The sequence below is a fragment of the Leisingera sp. S132 genome, from assembly GCF_025144465.1.
In the GTDB taxonomy this organism is placed as follows: domain Bacteria; phylum Pseudomonadota; class Alphaproteobacteria; order Rhodobacterales; family Rhodobacteraceae; genus Leisingera.
In genome coordinates, this window is the sequence record NZ_CP083553.1 from 2921586 (window position 1) to 2937520 (window position 15935).

Annotated in this window: 13 protein-coding genes; 8 read left to right on the plus strand and 5 right to left on the minus strand. The window is 66.5% G+C overall.

Translation table 11 applies throughout. The annotated features are described in order from the left end of the window. Positions 1 to 81: 81 nt before the first annotated feature. Positions 82 to 441 carry a glycine cleavage system protein GcvH gene (gene gcvH, locus K3725_RS14540; protein ID WP_260016017.1) on the minus strand — a complete coding sequence of 120 codons (360 nt, stop codon included), beginning with the start codon at positions 439 to 441 and terminating at the stop codon, positions 82 to 84. A gap of 174 nt (positions 442 to 615) precedes the next feature. Then, positions 616 to 2064, minus strand: a complete 1449-nt coding sequence (locus K3725_RS14545) for a glutamine synthetase family protein (RefSeq protein WP_260016018.1) — start codon at positions 2062 to 2064, stop codon at positions 616 to 618. A gap of 183 nt (positions 2065 to 2247) precedes the next feature. On the opposite strand from K3725_RS14545, the gene K3725_RS14550 reads away from it, so the two are divergent. The 3 genes from K3725_RS14550 to K3725_RS14560 all read left to right on the plus strand — a co-directional run bounded on the left by K3725_RS14550 (position 2248) and on the right by K3725_RS14560 (position 4554). Next, positions 2248 to 3054, plus strand: a complete 807-nt coding sequence (locus K3725_RS14550; protein ID WP_260016019.1) for an IclR family transcriptional regulator C-terminal domain-containing protein — start codon at positions 2248 to 2250, stop codon at positions 3052 to 3054. 80 nt (positions 3055 to 3134) lie between these two features. After that, entirely contained in the window at positions 3135 to 3449 is a 315-nt protein-coding gene (locus tag K3725_RS14555; RefSeq protein ID WP_260016020.1) for a hypothetical protein, read from the plus strand. 121 nt (positions 3450 to 3570) lie between these two features. Beyond that, the gene (locus tag K3725_RS14560; protein ID WP_260016021.1) at positions 3571 to 4554 is read left to right on the plus strand and encodes a type I glyceraldehyde-3-phosphate dehydrogenase; all 984 of its coding nucleotides are present in this window, start codon (positions 3571 to 3573) and stop codon (positions 4552 to 4554) included. A 47-nt stretch (positions 4555 to 4601) separates the two neighbouring features. On the opposite strand, the gene K3725_RS14565 is transcribed toward K3725_RS14560, so the two are convergent. Together K3725_RS14565 and K3725_RS14570 are read right to left on the minus strand one after the other, a co-directional pair. Further along, positions 4602 to 5210 (minus strand): hypothetical protein, encoded by a 609-nt coding sequence (locus K3725_RS14565; RefSeq protein WP_260016022.1) that lies wholly within the window; start codon positions 5208 to 5210, stop codon positions 4602 to 4604. Positions 5211 to 5276: 66 nt separating this feature from the next. After that, positions 5277 to 5543, minus strand: coding sequence for a hypothetical protein (locus tag K3725_RS14570; RefSeq protein ID WP_260016023.1), 267 nt, complete (start codon positions 5541 to 5543; stop codon positions 5277 to 5279). 469 nt (positions 5544 to 6012) lie between these two features. Between K3725_RS14570 and K3725_RS14575 the strand changes: the two genes are divergently transcribed. The 4 genes from K3725_RS14575 to K3725_RS14590 all read left to right on the plus strand — a co-directional run bounded on the left by K3725_RS14575 (position 6013) and on the right by K3725_RS14590 (position 13513). Beyond that, positions 6013 to 7815 carry an autotransporter assembly complex family protein gene (locus K3725_RS14575; RefSeq protein WP_260016024.1) on the plus strand — a complete coding sequence of 601 codons (1803 nt, stop codon included), beginning with the start codon at positions 6013 to 6015 and terminating at the stop codon, positions 7813 to 7815. After that, on the plus strand, positions 7812 to 11441 hold the full coding sequence (locus K3725_RS14580) for a translocation/assembly module TamB domain-containing protein (RefSeq protein WP_260016025.1): 3630 nt from the start codon (positions 7812 to 7814) through the stop codon (positions 11439 to 11441). The genes K3725_RS14575 and K3725_RS14580 overlap by 4 nt, the downstream gene beginning before the upstream one ends. 87 nt (positions 11442 to 11528) lie before the next feature. Then, positions 11529 to 12566, plus strand: a complete 1038-nt coding sequence (locus K3725_RS14585) for a glycosyltransferase family 2 protein (protein ID WP_260016026.1) — start codon at positions 11529 to 11531, stop codon at positions 12564 to 12566. Beyond that, positions 12563 to 13513 carry a glycosyltransferase family 2 protein gene (locus K3725_RS14590; RefSeq protein ID WP_260016027.1) on the plus strand — a complete coding sequence of 317 codons (951 nt, stop codon included), beginning with the start codon at positions 12563 to 12565 and terminating at the stop codon, positions 13511 to 13513. The genes K3725_RS14585 and K3725_RS14590 overlap by 4 nt, the downstream gene beginning before the upstream one ends. 7 nt (positions 13514 to 13520) lie before the next feature. On the opposite strand, the gene K3725_RS14595 is transcribed toward K3725_RS14590, so the two are convergent. Beyond that, on the minus strand, positions 13521 to 14273 hold the full coding sequence (locus K3725_RS14595) for a WecB/TagA/CpsF family glycosyltransferase (protein ID WP_260016028.1): 753 nt from the start codon (positions 14271 to 14273) through the stop codon (positions 13521 to 13523). A 192-nt stretch (positions 14274 to 14465) separates the two neighbouring features. On the opposite strand from K3725_RS14595, the gene K3725_RS14600 reads away from it, so the two are divergent. Further along, positions 14466 to 15929 (plus strand): hypothetical protein, encoded by a 1464-nt coding sequence (locus K3725_RS14600; protein WP_260016029.1) that lies wholly within the window; start codon positions 14466 to 14468, stop codon positions 15927 to 15929. The last annotated feature ends 6 nt before the right edge of the window (positions 15930 to 15935 follow it).

Here is a 15935-nt window from a genome sequence, read left to right on the forward strand (position 1 = left end):
CTTTCTGACCTGAATTACCCCGGCGGAGGCACCGCCTTGTTTCCCGCAGGAAACAAGGCGGATTTCGACAGGGCAGCCGGATCAGCCGATGAAATCCTTGTAGCCGGCCTCATCCATGTAATCGTCCATCGGCGACAGGTCCGCAGGCTTCATCTTGAAGAACCAGGCACCGCCCTCGGGGTCGTCGTTCACCTTGCCGGGATCGTCGGCCAGCGCCTCGTTCACCTCGACGATCTCGCCGTCCAGCGGGGCGAGGATGTCGGAGGCGGCCTTGACCGACTCAATCACCACGATCTCGTCATCCTTGGACACCTCGGTGCCCGGCTCGGGCAGCTCGACATAGACAACCTCGCCCAGCTGCTCGGCGGCGTGGGCGGTGATGCCGACGGTGATCAGGTCGCCCTCGGGCAGCAGCCACTCGTGTTCCTCGGTGTATTTCATTGGGGTGTTTTCCTTCGAAGAGGCGTGGGTTTCAATGTCTCTGGCCGCCGGAAATGGCGCCGCACATGGCAAGGGAGCCCCCTCGCATACGCGGGTATACGGTATCAACGGGCGGGGCTGCCGATCAAGACGGCAAATCACCCGGAGGCTGAGATTTTGCAGCCCTCCGGGGCTTCAGAACAGGTTGAAATACTCCGCCTGCTCCCATTCGCTGACGGTATCGAGGTAGCGTTCCCACTCAAAGGTCTTGAGCTGCAGCAGGTAGTCTGCGGTCTCCGCGCCCAGCGCCTCGCGGCACAGGGTTGAGCCTGCGAACCCTTCCAGCGCCTGGCCCAGCGAGCGCGGCAGGCGGTCGGCGTCTTCGCTGTAAGGCGACAGGGTGGGTTTCGGGGCCTCCAGACCTTCGCGGATGCCCGCCGCGCCCGCGATGATCTGGGCGGCCAGCGCGTAATAGGGGTTGGCGGAACTGTCCGGGGCGCGGTTCTCAATCCGGCTGGCGGGGTCATGGGGCTGCATCAGCGCGCGCAGCATGGCGCCGCGGTTGTCCTCGCCCCAGCCGATGCGGCTGGGGGCCAGCTGGAACGGCAGGTAACGTTTGTAGCTGTTCACCGTGGGCGCGATCAGCAAGGAGGTCTCGGACGCGTATTTCAGCAGACCAGCCATCCAGGCGCTAGCAGGCGGGCTGAGCATTCCGGCGGTTTCCGGCATGAACAGGTTGCGTCCGGTGGCCAGTTCCTGCAGCGACTGGTGGACGTGCCAGCCGTTGGCCATGGCGTTGTCCAGCCGCGGCTTGGCCATGAAGCTGGCGTGCAGGCCATTGCGGGCGCAGACCTCCTTGACCATGGTGCGGAACATCACCATCGCATCCGCCTGCGCCATGGCACTGTCGGGGGCAAATGTGAACTCGACCTGGCTGGGGCCCATTTCGATTTCCACCGAGCGCACGGGCAGGCCCAGTTTCTGAGCGTTGCGGCGCAGCAGGTCCAGGATCCCCTCAACCTCGCCATAGCGGGTTTCGGTCAGATACTGGTAGCCCTGCGTCAGGTTGCGGGTCTGCACCGGGGCGCCGGGGCGGGAGGCTTGCGTATGGGCAGCGGATTTATCGGCAAGTTCGAACAGGTGAAATTCCACCTCCAGCCCGAAGGTGGCAGCCATGCCCTGCGCGGCCAGCATCTCCACCTGCCGCTGCAGCACCGCACAGGGCGCAAACGGGATGGGCTGGCCATCCGGGTAGACCGGGGTGCAGAAAATCCAGGCGGAATGGCCGGACCAGGGCAGCGCCCGCCAGGTGTCCGGGCGCGGCACCAGCAGCACATCGCCCGCCCCCTGCATCGGCCCGGCCAGGTCCGCGCCCTCCTCCCACACCGGGAAGGCGGTGCGGTGCGAGGTATCCTTGAGCAGCAGGGTTGCGGGCACGTTGAGGCCGCGATCGAAAACGCCGGCGAAGGCGTCCGCCATCACCGTCTTGCCGCGCAGCAGGCCGTGCTGGTCGGGGAACAGCACCCGCACCGTCTCGATCCCGTCGAACTGGGCGCGCGACGCGATCTCCGCCGCCTTGCGGCAGTCCTCGGGGGTCAGCAGCCCCAGACGGGCCAGTTTGCCGGATGTGAAATCTTCTGCCATGGGCGGCCTCTCGGGTGTGGAGCCACTTGAAATTGCACCGGAAATGCCCTGCCGTCCAGCCAGCAGCCATTTTTGCCGCAACCCGTTGCGCAATCTGGATATTGCGGGGCCTTTGCGCCTTGACAGCGTTCGCAAAGCGAACATTGTTGCCAGCATCCGCACAATGCCCGGCCGGGCAGCGGCATGACGGGAACAGAACGGGACGGCCAGGTAATGACAGCGGCAGATCAGGACAGGAATATTTCGTCAAGCTTTGCCAAGGGGCTGGCGGTACTGGCGGTGTTTGACGCCGAGACCCCCAGCATGACGCTGGCAGAGATTGCCCGGCGCAGCGGCCAGGACCGCGCCACCGCCCGCAGGGGCGCGCTGACGCTGGTGCAGGCGGGCTATCTGCGCCAGGACGGGCGGATGCTGTCGCTGACGCCGCGGGTGCTGGCACTGGCGGGCGGGTTCCTGCAGGCCAACCAGTTCGGCCGCCGGGTGCAGCCGGTTCTGAACCGCCACGCCCGGCAGATGGAAATCGAGGTGACGCTGGCGATGCTGGATCAGGGCCGGGTGCTGCTGCTGGCGCAATCCACTGTCGAGCACGGTCACATCACCTATGGCTTCACCGCCGGTTCGCATATTCCGCTGGCGCACACCAGCCTGGGGCGGATGCTGCTGGCCGGGCTGCCGGAGGACGAGGCTGCCCAGCTGCTGGCAGAAACGGACCTTCCGCGCCACACAGAGGCCTCGCTGACCGATCCCGCCGCCATTCTCGAGCGCGTGGCAGGCGCCCGCGCGCAGGGGTATTGCCTGACGGACAGCGAATTCGAGTCCGGGATCACCGGCTATGCGGTGCCGGTGTCGCGGCCCGGCCAGACGCCAATCGTGGCCGGCTGTTCTGCGCCGCGGGGCCAGCAGCCGGAGGCGGATGCCGAGCGGCTGCTGCGCGGGCTGCAGCTGTGCGCGGCAGAGCTGCGCCAGGCGGAAGCGGTGGATCACCTTTAGGGTCAGGACCCTAAGCAGCACCTTGCAAAGCCCCTGCCCTGCGCTAGGCTGAGGCCAGTGATTTCCGCAGGAGCATTTCGATGATGAAACAGACTGCATTGGCAGCGGCACTTTGCGCTGCGCTGGCCCCGGCTGCCGGGGCCAAGGGCGTAGAAGGCAAGCAGGTTACCGTGCTGGGCCGCGATTGGGTGGTGGCCCCGGTGGAGGACGACCCGGGCCGCTACAGCGCCACCCGGATGAACCTGGAGCATTTGGCCTTCCGCCCGCCCGCGGTGCTGACCGCGCGCCAGGCGGTCAGGGCCATTCGCACCGCTACCGGCTGCAGCGTCAACCTGGACACGATGGTGCGCAACATCACCGGCACCTACTATGCCCGGGTGATCTGCCGCAAATAGGAACATGCCTGTCGCTTGCGCGGTTTGGCAGGGTTTTTCTGAAACATCCTCTTGGGAAATGTGATCATTTTCCGGAGGACAGCGGATTGAGCGGCGCCAATGCGCCTGCCATAGATTGCCCATGAAACTTGCTATCAACGGATTCGGCCGCATCGGCCGCGCCATCCTGCGCCAGATTCTGACCACCGCGCGCGGAGACGGCATCGAAGTGGTGCGGATCAATGATATCGCACCCTTGGACATGTGTGCCTATCTGTTTCAGTACGACAGCACCTTTGGCCCTTTTGCCCATCCGGTGGAGCATGGCGGCGATGCGCTGCAGGTGATGGGCCGGTCCATCCCTGTCAGCCATGAACCGGATCTGACCAAGGTGGACCTGAGCGGCGTCGATCTGGTGCTGGAATGCACTGGCATTGCGCGGACGTCCGATGTGGCGGAGCGCGGTCTGAAGGCGGGCGCTGCCAAGGTGCTGATCTCCGGCCCCTCCCCGGCGGCTGAGCTGACCGTGGTGCTGGGCGCCAACGAGGAGACCCTGGGCGATGCGCGGATCGTCTCCAATGCCTCTTGCACCACCAACGGGCTGACGCCGCTGGTCAAACTGCTGGACAGCATCGCAGGTATCGACACCGCGCATATGACCACCATCCACTGCTACACCAACTCGCAGCCGATGGTGGACGCGCCGCGCGGCGATTTCGCGCGCTCGCGCGGTGGCGCGCAGTCGATGGTGCCGACCACCACCTCCGCCATGCATCTGATCGACGAGGTGCTGCCGCATCTGAAAGGCCGGGTCAGCGGCGCCGCGGTGCGGGTGCCGACGGCCAGTGTTTCAGCGGTGGACCTTGTGGCGCAGCTGAAAACCCCGATGAAGGCAGCGGAGTTCGACGCCGCCCTGCGCGAGGGTGTTGCCGCGTCCAAGGTGCTGGGCTGGACCGACATGCCGCTGGTCTCCTCCGACCTGCGGGCGCGGCCTGAATCGCTGGTGATTGCCGGGCCGGAAACCCGCATGGCCGGAGAAAGCCAAGTGCGGGTCTTCGGCTGGTATGACAACGAATGGGGGTTCTCCGCCAGGATGCTGGATGTGGCGCGGCTGATGGCCGGGTAATCCCTTGTCCACCGCCCCGGCTGCAAGCCCGCCTTTGGCGGGCTTTGCTATTCCTGCGGGCAGCGCCGCTTGCCGGCCAGGCGCAGCCAGCGGAAGATCAGCGTCAGCGCCAGCATGCAGACAGCAAGGCCGATCAGATCGCCCGCGGCATAGACCGCCATGACCGGCATCTGATCGCCGGGAAAGATGAGGCCCGAAAACACCACCGACTGCCCCGCCGAGTTGATCAGCGAGGCAAGCGCGCCAATAGCAAGCAGGCTGGTCCAGGAAATCCGCCGCGACTGGCCGGCATAAAGGGTCCAGCCGAACATCCCCGCGATTTCAAAGGCCGCAAAGGCTGAAACCGCGCTCACGGCAATGGATTGCAGAAGCACCGGCTCCATCACCTGCCGCACGCCGTCGTCGGTGAAAATCAGTTCCGACAGGAACGCGCCGGCGGCCAGCGGCAGCACCGCACGCCATCCCAGCAGCCAGACCGCCAGCACCCGCACCCCGTGGGGCAGGTAGACCAGGCTGGCAAAGACCGTGATTTCCGGCAGGAACACCCCCTGCACGGGGGTCACAACCCAGGCAGTGAGGCCGTGGCAGATGATATAAGCGGCGGTGATCACCGCAAAACTTTGAAGGCCAGCAAACAGCTGCAAAACTCGTCTCATGCCGCTCCCTTTAGACGGGAGCGGGAAAACCTGCAATCCGCGGAATGCAGGACCGGTGCGGCGCCGTCACTTTGCCGCAGGATTGAAACTCACCACGTAATGCTTGGCCTTGCTGCCGCCGGCCCGCTTGATCAGCCCCAGCTCCAGCAGCGACTTGAGCGTGCGGTGGAAGGTGGCCTGGGCGAGCCCCTTGACCAGCCGGTGATTGCGGATCTGTTCGGATTGCACCGCCTCGCCCGGCGTCTTTGTCAGCGCATTGGCCGCCAGCAGCACATCCCGCTCTGACCGGCTCAGGCGGTCCAGGCCAAGATCACGCTCCATCTGGTGAAGCATGTCGCGAAGTTCGAAAATTGGTCTCAACCGGTCCAAAACCGCTCTCCCGGATCCTCATAAACCGCGCCCCGGCAGGGCCAGGGTGAAATGATACCACACAACTTTATCAAACTGACAATTATATGGACAGTAAAATCATGCGTGGTATCATTCCAGTCAGGCTGGCTGCGTTGTGAGTGGTGGCTGCGCCTGACGTTGCTCTTGTTCTTTGTTAAACAGTGACAGCTCCGGCGGGATACCCGCTGGAGCTGGTTTAACTTATCACATACCCCGTTCCGCTTTCCAATGCTGATTGGCTGCCGCCGCAGCCCCGCCGCCCATGCGCGGCAATCCGCCGTTGCCGGACGCCGGCGGATTGCCGCCGCTTTGCCGGTTCCATCCCTCAATTTTCCCGTGCTAGGCTTGCTTTGGAACGCCTGGGCCTCAGCCGGGGTCAGGCGGCAATTTTACGCCCGCTGCCGGAGCAGACATGAATTTTCCCTTTCGCCCGCGCCCCTTGGCGTGCGCTCTCGCCTTCAGTCTCCTGACCCTGCCGGCGCTGCCGGGCAACGCGGCCGAAGCAACCTTGCAAGCCCCCGGTGCGGACGCGGCCCTTGCGGAAAAGCTGCGCGGCGCGTCGGCTTCGGTTGCGGCCAGCGGCGAGACCAGCGTGCAGGAACTGCTGGCAGCCGCGCTGTCGGATTACCGGACGCTGGTCCAGGTGCTTTATGATGCCGGGCATTTCTCGCCGGTGGTGAACATCCGCCTGGACGGGCGCGAGGCCGCGCAGATTCAACCGCTGAACCCGCCGAAGACCGTAAATAAAGTTGAAATCACCGTAAAACCCGGCCCGCGGTTCGCCTTTGGCCGGGCCGAACTGGCACCGTTCCCGCAAGACAGCGATGTGGAGATCCCCGAGGGATTCGCCCCCGGCAAGCCTGCCGGAACCGGGGTGATCCGCGATGCTGCCATTGCCGGTGTCCGCGCCTGGCGCCGCAGCGGCCATGCCAAGGCGGAGGTTTCGGAGCAGAACATCACCGCCAATCACCTGCAGGCGCGGCTGGATGCCCGGCTGCACCTGGCACCGGGGCCGAAACTGCGCTTCGGGCAGATGCGGATCACTGGCGATACGGCCGTGACCGAAGACGCCATCCGCCGCATCGCCGGGTTCCCGGCGGGAGAAGACTTCCACCCCGACCTGATTTCGAAGTCTGCCACAAGGCTGCGGCGCACCGGCACGTTCTCCAGCGTTGTCCTGCGCGAGGCGGAACAGCCGAACCCGGACGGCACCCTCGATTTCGTGGCCCAGGTTGAGGACCTGCCGCCCCGCCGCCTGACCTTTGGCGCTGAGGTCAGCTCCTCCGACGGGCTGGAGCTGTCGGGCAGCTGGATGCACCGCAACCTGTTCGGCAATGCCGAGAAGCTGCGGATTGAGGCGCGGGTCAGCGGCATCGGCAGCAGCAACGACATCGATGGCCGCATCGCGGTGCGGCTGGACCGGCCCGCAAAACTGGGCCCCGATGACAGCATCTTCTACCTGGCAGAGGCCGAGCGGCTGGATGAAGAGCATTACACCGCCACCCGTGTCTATGGCGCCATCGGGGCGCGGCGGACCTTTTCGGAAACCTTCTATGCCGAGGCCGCCCTTGGCGTCTCCTCCACACTGGCGGAGGACGTGTTCGGCAAGCGCCGGTTCAAATACGTGGCAGGCAGGTTCCGCGCCGAATATGACGCCCGCGACAGCCGGGTGAACCCGGCCAGCGGCTACTTCCTGCAAGGCGCCGCCACGCCCTTCATCGGAATTGACGGCAGCAAGTCGGGCCTGCAGGTGAAAGCCGACGGGCGCGCCTATTACGGGCTGGGCGCGGAGGACCGGATCGTGCTGGCGGGCCGCATGCAGCTGGGCTCAGTCGTGGGGCCGTCGCTCAGCGAAATCTCCCCAACTCTTCTGTTCTTCTCCGGCGGTGCGGGCACCGTGCGCGGGCATGAATACCAGTCGCTGGGGGTGCCGGCCAACGGCGGCACTGCGGGCGGGCGCAGCTTTGCCGCCCTGTCCGCCGAAGTGCGCGGCAAGGTCACCGACAAGATCTCTCTGGTCGGCTTTTACGACCTCGGCTTTGTCGACGCGGACAGTTTCGTCTCCGGCTCTTCCGCGCGCCATGCGGGCGCGGGCATCGGCGTGCGCTATGACGTTGCTGGCATCGGCCCGATCCGGCTCGACCTTGCCTATCCGGTGGACGGCGGCTCCGAGGACGGGCTGCAATTCTATATCGGGATAGGACAGGCGTTTTGAGACAGCTTCTTGGCTATACGCTCGCACTGGGCCTGACCGTAGCACCGGTTGCGGCGCAGGAAACCACCGAAGAGGATGCCGGCGGGCTGCTGGTTGATTTCCTTGAGGACACCCTGTCCGGCGACAGCCGCTATATCAGCGTGAGCGGCCTGGAGGGCGCGTTTTCCTCTGAGGCCAAGATCAAGAAGATCACCGTGGCTGACGAGGACGGCATCTGGCTGACCGTCGAGGGCGCGGTGCTGGACTGGAACCGGCTGGATTTGCTGCGCGGACGGTTCTCGGTCAATGAACTGTCAGCCGAGCGCATCGAGGTGGCGCGCGCGCCGGAGCCGCTGCCGCCGGACCCGGAGCTGCCGGAGGCCGAAACCACACCCTTTGCCCTGCCGGAGCTGCCGGTGGCCATCGAACTGGGGCAGATCAAGGCAGCGCGGATCGAACTGGGCGCGGAACTGGCCGGCACCGCGGCAAGCCTGCGGGTCGAGGGGTCGCTGAAACTGGCGGATGGCACGCTGGACACCAAGCTGGAGGCCGCGCGGCTGGACAAGCCCGGCGACCACATCCGGCTGCAGGCCGCCTATGCCAATGAAACCCAGCAGATCACCCTGGATCTGTCGGTGGATGAGGCTGCAGGCGGACTGATTTCGCGCGGGCTGGACCTGCCCGGAAACCCCGACTTGCAATTGACCGCCAAGGGCAGCGGCCCGGTCACGGATTTCACCGCCGATATCGCCTTCAGCACCAATGGCACCGAGCGGCTGGGCGGCCAGGTGGTGCTGGCAGCCCGTCCCCTGCCTGCAGATTCCGCGCCGGAAACGCCGCGCGACATCGGGTTTTCCGCCGATCTGGGCGGCAACATCGACGTGCTGCTGCCGCCGGTGCACCGGCCGTTCTTTGGCCCCGGCCTGCGCCTGAACGTCAAAGGCCTGCGCGAAGGCAGCGGCGCTGTGACGCTGGATACGCTGGTCCTGCGCACCAACGCCCTGCGGATCACCGGCGCCGCAGCGCTGGATGCGGGCGGCAAGCTGGCCACCGCCAACCTGAAGACCGCGATCTCCCCGCCCGCAGGCCAAGCAGCGGTCACGCTGCCGACCAGCGACGGCCAGACCACACTGGCCAAGGCCGACCTGCAGTTGCAGAAAACTCTCGAAGGCCGCTGGGTGCTGGACGGGGTTCTGAACCAGCTGAGCCACCCCGGCGCACTGGTGGATACGGCTGAAATCGCCGGCCGCGGCACCCTGGACCAGACCAGCGGCTTTGCGCTGGAGGGCCGGCTGAGCGCCGGCCTCAGCGGGTTCCAGCCGCGCGACCCGGCACTGGCCAAGGCCACCGGAAATGAGATCCGGTTTGAAGGCACGCTCAGCACCGACGGCCCCGGCGCGCTGCATATCACGGATATGGAGCTGCGCGGCAGCGACTATCAGGCCGCGGGCGATGTCGCCTTTGACGGTCTGGAAGAAGGGCTGAAAGTGACCGCGGACCTGACGGCGGGCGCTGCGGATCTTGGCCGTTTTTCCGATCTGGCAGGCCGCCCGCTGGGCGGCGCCGTGCAGGCGGAGGTCACGGGATCCTTCATCCCGCTGACCGGCGGGTTCGACACCGATCTTTCACTGCAGGCGCAGGACCTGTCCGCGGGCATTGCCCAGGCGGACGAACTGCTGGCAGGCGCCACCACGCTGGACCTGAAGGCCGCACGGGATGAAAACGGCGTCAGCATCGACCAGTTTAACCTGGCCGGCAGCGCGCTCGCGGCCACCGCCAAGGGCACGCTGAACAACCAGGCCGGCCAGCTGGACATCACGGCCAGGCTGAACCGGCTGGAAGTGCTGGTGCCGCAGGCGCCCGGCACGCTGGAGCTGGCCACCACCCTCAGCCGTTCCGGCGATACCTTCAGCGGTGTGGCGGAACTGAAGGGGCCGCATACCTCCAGCGCTAAACTGGACGGCTCTGTGACGCTTCAGGGCGACGCGGATTTCACCTTTGCCGCAGCCTGGAACGAGCTGGAACGCTTTGTGCCGCAACTGGCAGGCAAGCTGAGCGCTGAGGGTGTGGCGGAACGGCGCAATGGCGAATGGCAGGTGACTGTTCAAGCCAAAGGGCCTGCGGGGATTGCGGTGGAGACCGAGGCCCGTTTCACGGAGAGCAACGGCAGCACCGATCTGAAGTTCGACGCGGTGATGGCAGAGCTGCAGCGGCTGGTGCCGGACCTGCCCGGCCGGCTGGCAGCCGCCGGCACCGCCACCCGGCGCGACGGCACCTGGACGGTGGACAGCACCGCCAGCGGCCCGGCAGGCATCGACAGCCGCATCGCAGGCAGCTGGAACGAAGCCAAAGGCACCGCTGATGTGACCGCCAAGGGCACTCTGCGGCTGGAGGGGCTTAATCCGTTTCTCTCGCCCAACCTGATCCAGGGGCCCGCGAATTTCGACATGGCCCTGCGCGGTGTTCCGGCGCTCGATGGGGTCAGCGGCACTATCTCCATCCCCGGCGCCTCGCTGGCCGTCCCGGCCGCAGCGCAGCGGGTGGATGATATCAATGCGACGGTCTCCATCGCCCGGTCAAATGCACAGGTGCAAGTCTCTGCCCGCCCCCGCGACGGCGGCACGGTGCGGATCAGCGGTCCGGTCGGGCTGCTGCCGCCGTTCAACGGCAGCCTGCAGATTGCCATCGGCGACGTGGTGGTGACAGATCATCTGTCCTATGAAACCCTGCTGAATGGCAGCCTGGCAATGTCCGGCGCCATGGCGGGCAACAACCGGATTGCCGGCCAGATCAATGTGGGTGAAACCAATATCAACCTGAACACAGCAGGCGGTTCGGTCTCCTCTGCGCCGATTCCGCCGATCCGCCATGTGGGCGCACCGCGCGAGGTGCGCCGGACACTGGCCCGTGCCGGGCTGACCGGCAGCAGCAGCGGCAGCGCAGGCGGCTCCGGCAGGACCGACCTGGACATCATGATCAGCGCACCGTCGCGGATCTTTGCCCGCGGCCGCGGGTTGCGCTCAGAACTGGGCGGCCAGATCCACCTGCGCGGCACCACCGCGCGGCCCTCGCCTTCCGGCCAGATCAGCCTGATCCGCGGCACCTTTGATATCCTCGGCCGGCGGCTGGAGCTGGATGAGGGCCGGATCACCCTCTTGGGCGACCTGAAACCCTACCTGGAGTTCAAATCCACCGCGGCCACGGAACAAGGCACCGCGACGCTGGAAATCTCCGGCCGGGTCGATGCGCCGGAGATCAAGGTGACCTCGGACCCGCCGCGGCCCAGCGAAGAGGCGCTGGCCTTGCTGCTGTTCGGCGACAATATCGGGGATATTTCACCGCTGGCGCTGGCGCGGCTGGCGGGCTCTGCCCTGACCCTCAGCGGCCGCGGCGGCGGCGCCCAGAGCAAGGTGCGCGACGCCACGGGCGCGTCGGATGTTGATATCGGCACCGACAACCTGGGAACCGGGCAGCTGGGGCTGGGAGGGTATGTGGCAGAGAACGTCTATACCGATTTCAACATCAACACCCAAGGCGACAGCGAACTGAGCATCAATCTGGACGTTACCAAAAGCCTGACCGTTCAGGGCACTGTCGACAGCGAGGGGGAAACCGGCGTCGGCCTGTTCTTCAAGCGGGACTATTGACCATGCTGCCTGAGCGGGGCTTGCAGAGGACGGAATAAGCCGGCAAGCTGCCAGCGGTATTCCGGGCAACCGCAGATTGGGGACGCTGTGGGCAGAACACTCACCCAGAAGCTGGCAGGCCGCGCCAGCCGTATCGCGCACCGCGCCAGGTTCCGCGCCTCGCTGCGCCATCTGCACGGGCCGGCGCGCCGCTTTGCAGCGCCCGGTCAGGTGGTGCTGATCGCCCTGGTGCGCGACGGGTCCTATTATCTGGATGTGTTCTTCGGCCATTACCGGCAGCTGGGTGTCTCTGCCTTTGTGTTCTTTGACAATGGCTCCGCTGACGGCACCATCGAGCGTATCCGGCAGGAGCCGGACACTGCGGTGCTGCAGTCCTCCCTGCCCTGGCTGCAATACGAAAACACCTTTCGCGCCTATGCGGCGGACCGCTACGGCCGGGACCGATGGTGCCTGTTTGCCGACATGGATGAGCTGTTCGACTTTGAGGGCGGCGAAACCGCCGGGCTGACCGGGCTGACACGCTACCTGACGCAGCGAGGATACACTGCCCTGCAAGCCGAAATGCTGGAAATGTTCCCCCAAGGCCCGCTGTCCGCGGCCCGCGGGCTGTCTTACGGCGAAGCGGTGCAGAGATTCCGGTTTTCTGACATCAGCGCTGTGAGGCAAGTGGATTACGCTGCCGAGGACACCGGCTTTGCCTATTACCTGCGCCAGAACGCCCTGCCGCCGGGCGGCGCAAGGATGCTGTTCGGCGGGGTGCGCGGCAAGGTGTTCGGCGAGACCTGCTGCCTCAGCAAGCACCCGCTGGTGTTCAACGGGCCGGGCGTCCAGGCAGCGGTGCATCCGCACGCCTCTGCAGGCGTGCGGGTCGCTGATACTGAAGGGCTGATCCGCCACTACAAATTCGCCGGTGACAGCCTGGCGCGGGATCTGAAGATCCAGGCTGAGGCCGTGTCTGCCCACGGCGAGGACCGCCAGCGCAGCGGCGTGATGCAGGCGCAGCCGGATCTTGGCCTGTGGTCCTCAGACGCAATCGAGGACCCGGAAATTGCGGATCTGCAGCGCCTGGGCTTCCTGCGCGGCTCGTCCGCATACAGCGAATTTCTTGCCGGAGAGGCCGCATGAGCGCGGCTGCCATCGCCGCGGTGGTCATCGGCCGCAACGAGGGCGCGCGGCTGATCCGCTGCCTGCGCGCCCTGCAGGGCCAGGTGCAGCAGCTGATCTATGTCGACAGCGGTTCCACGGATGGTTCGGCGGAGGCAGCCCGGAAACTGGGCGCCGAAGTGGTCGCGCTGGACCTCAGCCGGCCGTTCACTGCCGCCCGCGCCCGCAACGCCGGACTGGCGGCGCTGGCATCCGGGACTGAATTTGTGCAGTTCGTGGATGGCGACTGCGAGGCGGATCCGGACTGGATCGCCACTGCCGCGGATTTCATGCAGGCACATCCCAGGGCAGCAGTGGCTTGCGGGCGGCGGCGGGAGCGGTTCCCCGAGGTGTCCGTCTACAACCGGCTGTGTGATGCGGAATGGGACACGCCCGCTGGCGAGGCCAAGGCCTGCGGCGGCGACGCGCTGATGCGGGTGGCGGCGGTCTATACCGCGGGCGGCTACCGTGAGGGGCTGATCGCGGGTGAGGAGCCGGAATTGTGCCTGCGCCTGCGCCGGGCGGGCTGGCAGGTCTGGCGGCTGGAGGCTGAAATGACCCTGCATGACGCGCAGATGCTGCGCTTCACCCAATGGTGGAACCGCAGCCGCCGCGCAGGCCACGCCTTTGCCGAAGGCGCCGCCTTGCACGGCACCGGGCCGGAGCGCCACTGGGTGGCCGAGACCCGCCGCGCGCTCCTGTGGGGCGCCGCGCTGCCTGCCGGCATCCTGATGGCCGGGCTGCTCAGCCCCTCTTTGGCGCTGGCGGCATTGATCTACCCCGCCCAGGTGCTGCGCCTGTCCCGCCGCATGGGGTTTGAACAGGCGCTGTTCACGGTGCTTGGGAAGTTCGCCGAGGCCGCAGGCGCGCTGGAATTCTACTGGCGCCGCTGGCGCGGCAGCGCGCGCGGCATACTGGAGTACAAGTAGCCCGCCGTCAGCGCGCCCGGATGCGCCAGGCTGCGAGGGTAAGCCCGGGCAGGATCGCCAGGCATTTGACATAGCGCGGCAGCAGCCGGACAGGGCTGGACAGCGCCCGCCACAGCCATTCCATCGCAATCGCGCGGACCCAGGCGGGGGCGCGTTTCTGGTGACCGCCGAGGAAATCCAGGCCGGCCCCGACCGAGGCAAAACCGGCTGCAGGCGCCAGCTTGCGGCCGCGCTGGGCAAACTGCTCCTGTTTCGGCGCGCCCAGCGCCAGGAAACACAGGCAGGGGCCTGTGGCGTCCAGCCGGTGAAGGATCTGATCCGCCTCCTGCCCTTCCGGATCAAAGCGGCCGGAGGGCGCATGGGTCCAGGCAATCTCCAGCCCTGGCACCGCATCGGTCAGCGCGTCCCCGGCATCCTGCAGCGCCTCCTCCGTGCTGCCCGCCAGCACCACCGGCACCTTGGCCTCCGCCGCCAGGCGGCACAGCGGCAGCACCATGTCCGACCCCGGCATCAGCTCCACCGGGCGGCGGGCAAGATGTGACAGCCAGACAATCGGGCGCCCGTCCGCCACCACCAGGTCCTGCGCCTGATAGGCAGACAGGAACTCCGCCGACGCAGCCATCTTGACCAGGTGATCCAGGTTCAGCGTCGCCAGCGCAAAGCCCTGCCCCGCCTTGAAACGGGCCCGGATTTCGGCTTCCAGCCCGGTCCGCGTGGCTGTGTTCACCGCTACCCTGCGGCCTTGGCATTCAAAAAACATGGGCGTCCCCGGGTCTGCTTTGCCCCGTGATACAGCCGCCGCTGCCGCCCGGCCAGTGCCCGGGGCACAGCACCGCAGCCAGCGTGGCAAAGCTGCACACCGTTAACCCGTTGTTGCAAATCCGCGCGACAGCGCCGCGCGCAACAGCTAAACTTTGATGCAAATACCGGGGAACTGAGGGAGCACGGGGCTTTGCCCAACGCTTTGGCCTATCTGATGCTGCTGGCCTGGCCGCTGGCCAGCCTGATCCTGTTCCGGCGCCTGCCGCTGGAGCGGGCCATCCTGTGGTGCATCATCGCAGGCTACCTGCTGCTGCCGCCGCTGGCAGAGTTCGACCTGCCGCTGGTGCCGGACATGGACAAGTTCGCCATCCCCTCAGTGATGGCCTTTTTGCTGTGCGTTTTTCTGCTGCGCAATCCGGTGCCGCTGCTGCCGCGGCACCCTGTCGTGCGGATGCTGGTGCTGCTGTTCGTGTTCGGGGTCATCCCCACCGTTCTGACCAACGGCGAGCCGATCCTGTTCCGCAAGATTGCCAACTCCGACCCGATCATCTTTCTGACCGATCAGCTGCCGGGGCTGCGCTGGCGCGATCTGGGCTCGGTGATCATCAACCAGGTGATTGTGCTGATCCCCTTCCTGCTGGCCCGCCGGTATCTGTCCACGCCGGAAGCCCAGCGGGAACTGCTGCTGGCGCTGATGGCCGGCGGCCTCGCCTATACACTCCCGTCGCTGATCGAAATCCGCTTCAGCCCGCAGATCAACGTCTGGATCTACGGCTTCTTCCAGCACGACTTCAGCCAGATGATGCGTCAGGGCGGCTTCCGTCCCATCGTGTTCCTGCCGCATGCGCTGTGGCTGGCGTTCTTCATGCTGTCGGCGCTGCTGGCAGCCACCGCGCTGGCCCGCACCGCAGCAGGCGGAGACCGCATCCGGCTGGCACTGGCCGCAGGTTACCTGTTTGCGGTGCTGGTGCTGTGCAAAAGCCTCGCCTCGCTGGCCTATGCGCTGGCCTTTGTGCCTGTTGTTGCCCTGGCGCCGCTGCGCTGGCAGCTGCGTACGGCCCTGCTGCTGGCTTTGATTGCCGTGGTCTACCCGATGCTGCGCAACGCCGGGCTGGTGCCAACCGAGGAACTGGTGGCCCAGGCCGGCACCATCAGCGCCGAACGGGCGCATTCGCTGAACTACCGGTTCGAGAACGAGGCGCAGATGCTGGCCCGCGCCGCCGAAAAACCCTGGTTCGGCTGGGGCGGATGGGGCCGCAACCTGGTCCGGCACGAAGAAACCGGCCAGATCCTGTCGATCCCGGATGGGCGCTGGATCATCGTCTTCGGCACCTTCGGCTGGCTTGGCTACATCGCCGAGATGGGGCTGCTGGCGGCACCGCTGGTGCTGCTGGCCGCGGCGGCGGCCCGCGCGCCGCGGGGCAGCGTGTCGCCCTATGCGGCTCCGATCGCGCTGATCCTGGCAGCCACCATGGTGGACATGCTGCTGAATGCGACGCTCATTCCAATCACTTGGATGTGCGCAGGAGCCGTGCTGGGCTATGCTGAGAGGCTGCTCTACCCCGGCTTGTTCCAGAAGAAACCCGCGCTATTTGGCGGAGCGCAGGCGATGATGCCTGACACCGCCGGGCCGGAACGGCGCAGCATCCTGTGATGCCGC

Bases quoted from the DNA above. Each gene is read 5' to 3' on its own strand.
- gcvH (WP_260016017.1), bottom strand. From the start codon at position 441: ATGAAATACACCGAGGAACACGAGTGGCTGCTGCCCGAGGGCGACCTG.
- K3725_RS14545 (WP_260016018.1), bottom strand. From the start codon at position 2,064: ATGGCAGAAGATTTCACATCCGGCAAACTGGCCCGTCTGGGGCTGCTG.
- K3725_RS14550 (WP_260016019.1), top strand. From the start codon at position 2,248: ATGACGGGAACAGAACGGGACGGCCAGGTAATGACAGCGGCAGATCAG.
- K3725_RS14555 (WP_260016020.1), top strand. From the start codon at position 3,135: ATGATGAAACAGACTGCATTGGCAGCGGCACTTTGCGCTGCGCTGGCC.
- K3725_RS14560 (WP_260016021.1), top strand. From the start codon at position 3,571: ATGAAACTTGCTATCAACGGATTCGGCCGCATCGGCCGCGCCATCCTG.
- K3725_RS14565 (WP_260016022.1), bottom strand. From the start codon at position 5,210: ATGAGACGAGTTTTGCAGCTGTTTGCTGGCCTTCAAAGTTTTGCGGTG.
- K3725_RS14570 (WP_260016023.1), bottom strand. From the start codon at position 5,543: ATGCTTCACCAGATGGAGCGTGATCTTGGCCTGGACCGCCTGAGCCGG.
- K3725_RS14575 (WP_260016024.1), top strand. From the start codon at position 6,013: ATGAATTTTCCCTTTCGCCCGCGCCCCTTGGCGTGCGCTCTCGCCTTC.
- K3725_RS14590 (WP_260016027.1), top strand. From the start codon at position 12,563: ATGAGCGCGGCTGCCATCGCCGCGGTGGTCATCGGCCGCAACGAGGGC.
- K3725_RS14595 (WP_260016028.1), bottom strand. From the start codon at position 14,273: ATGTTTTTTGAATGCCAAGGCCGCAGGGTAGCGGTGAACACAGCCACG.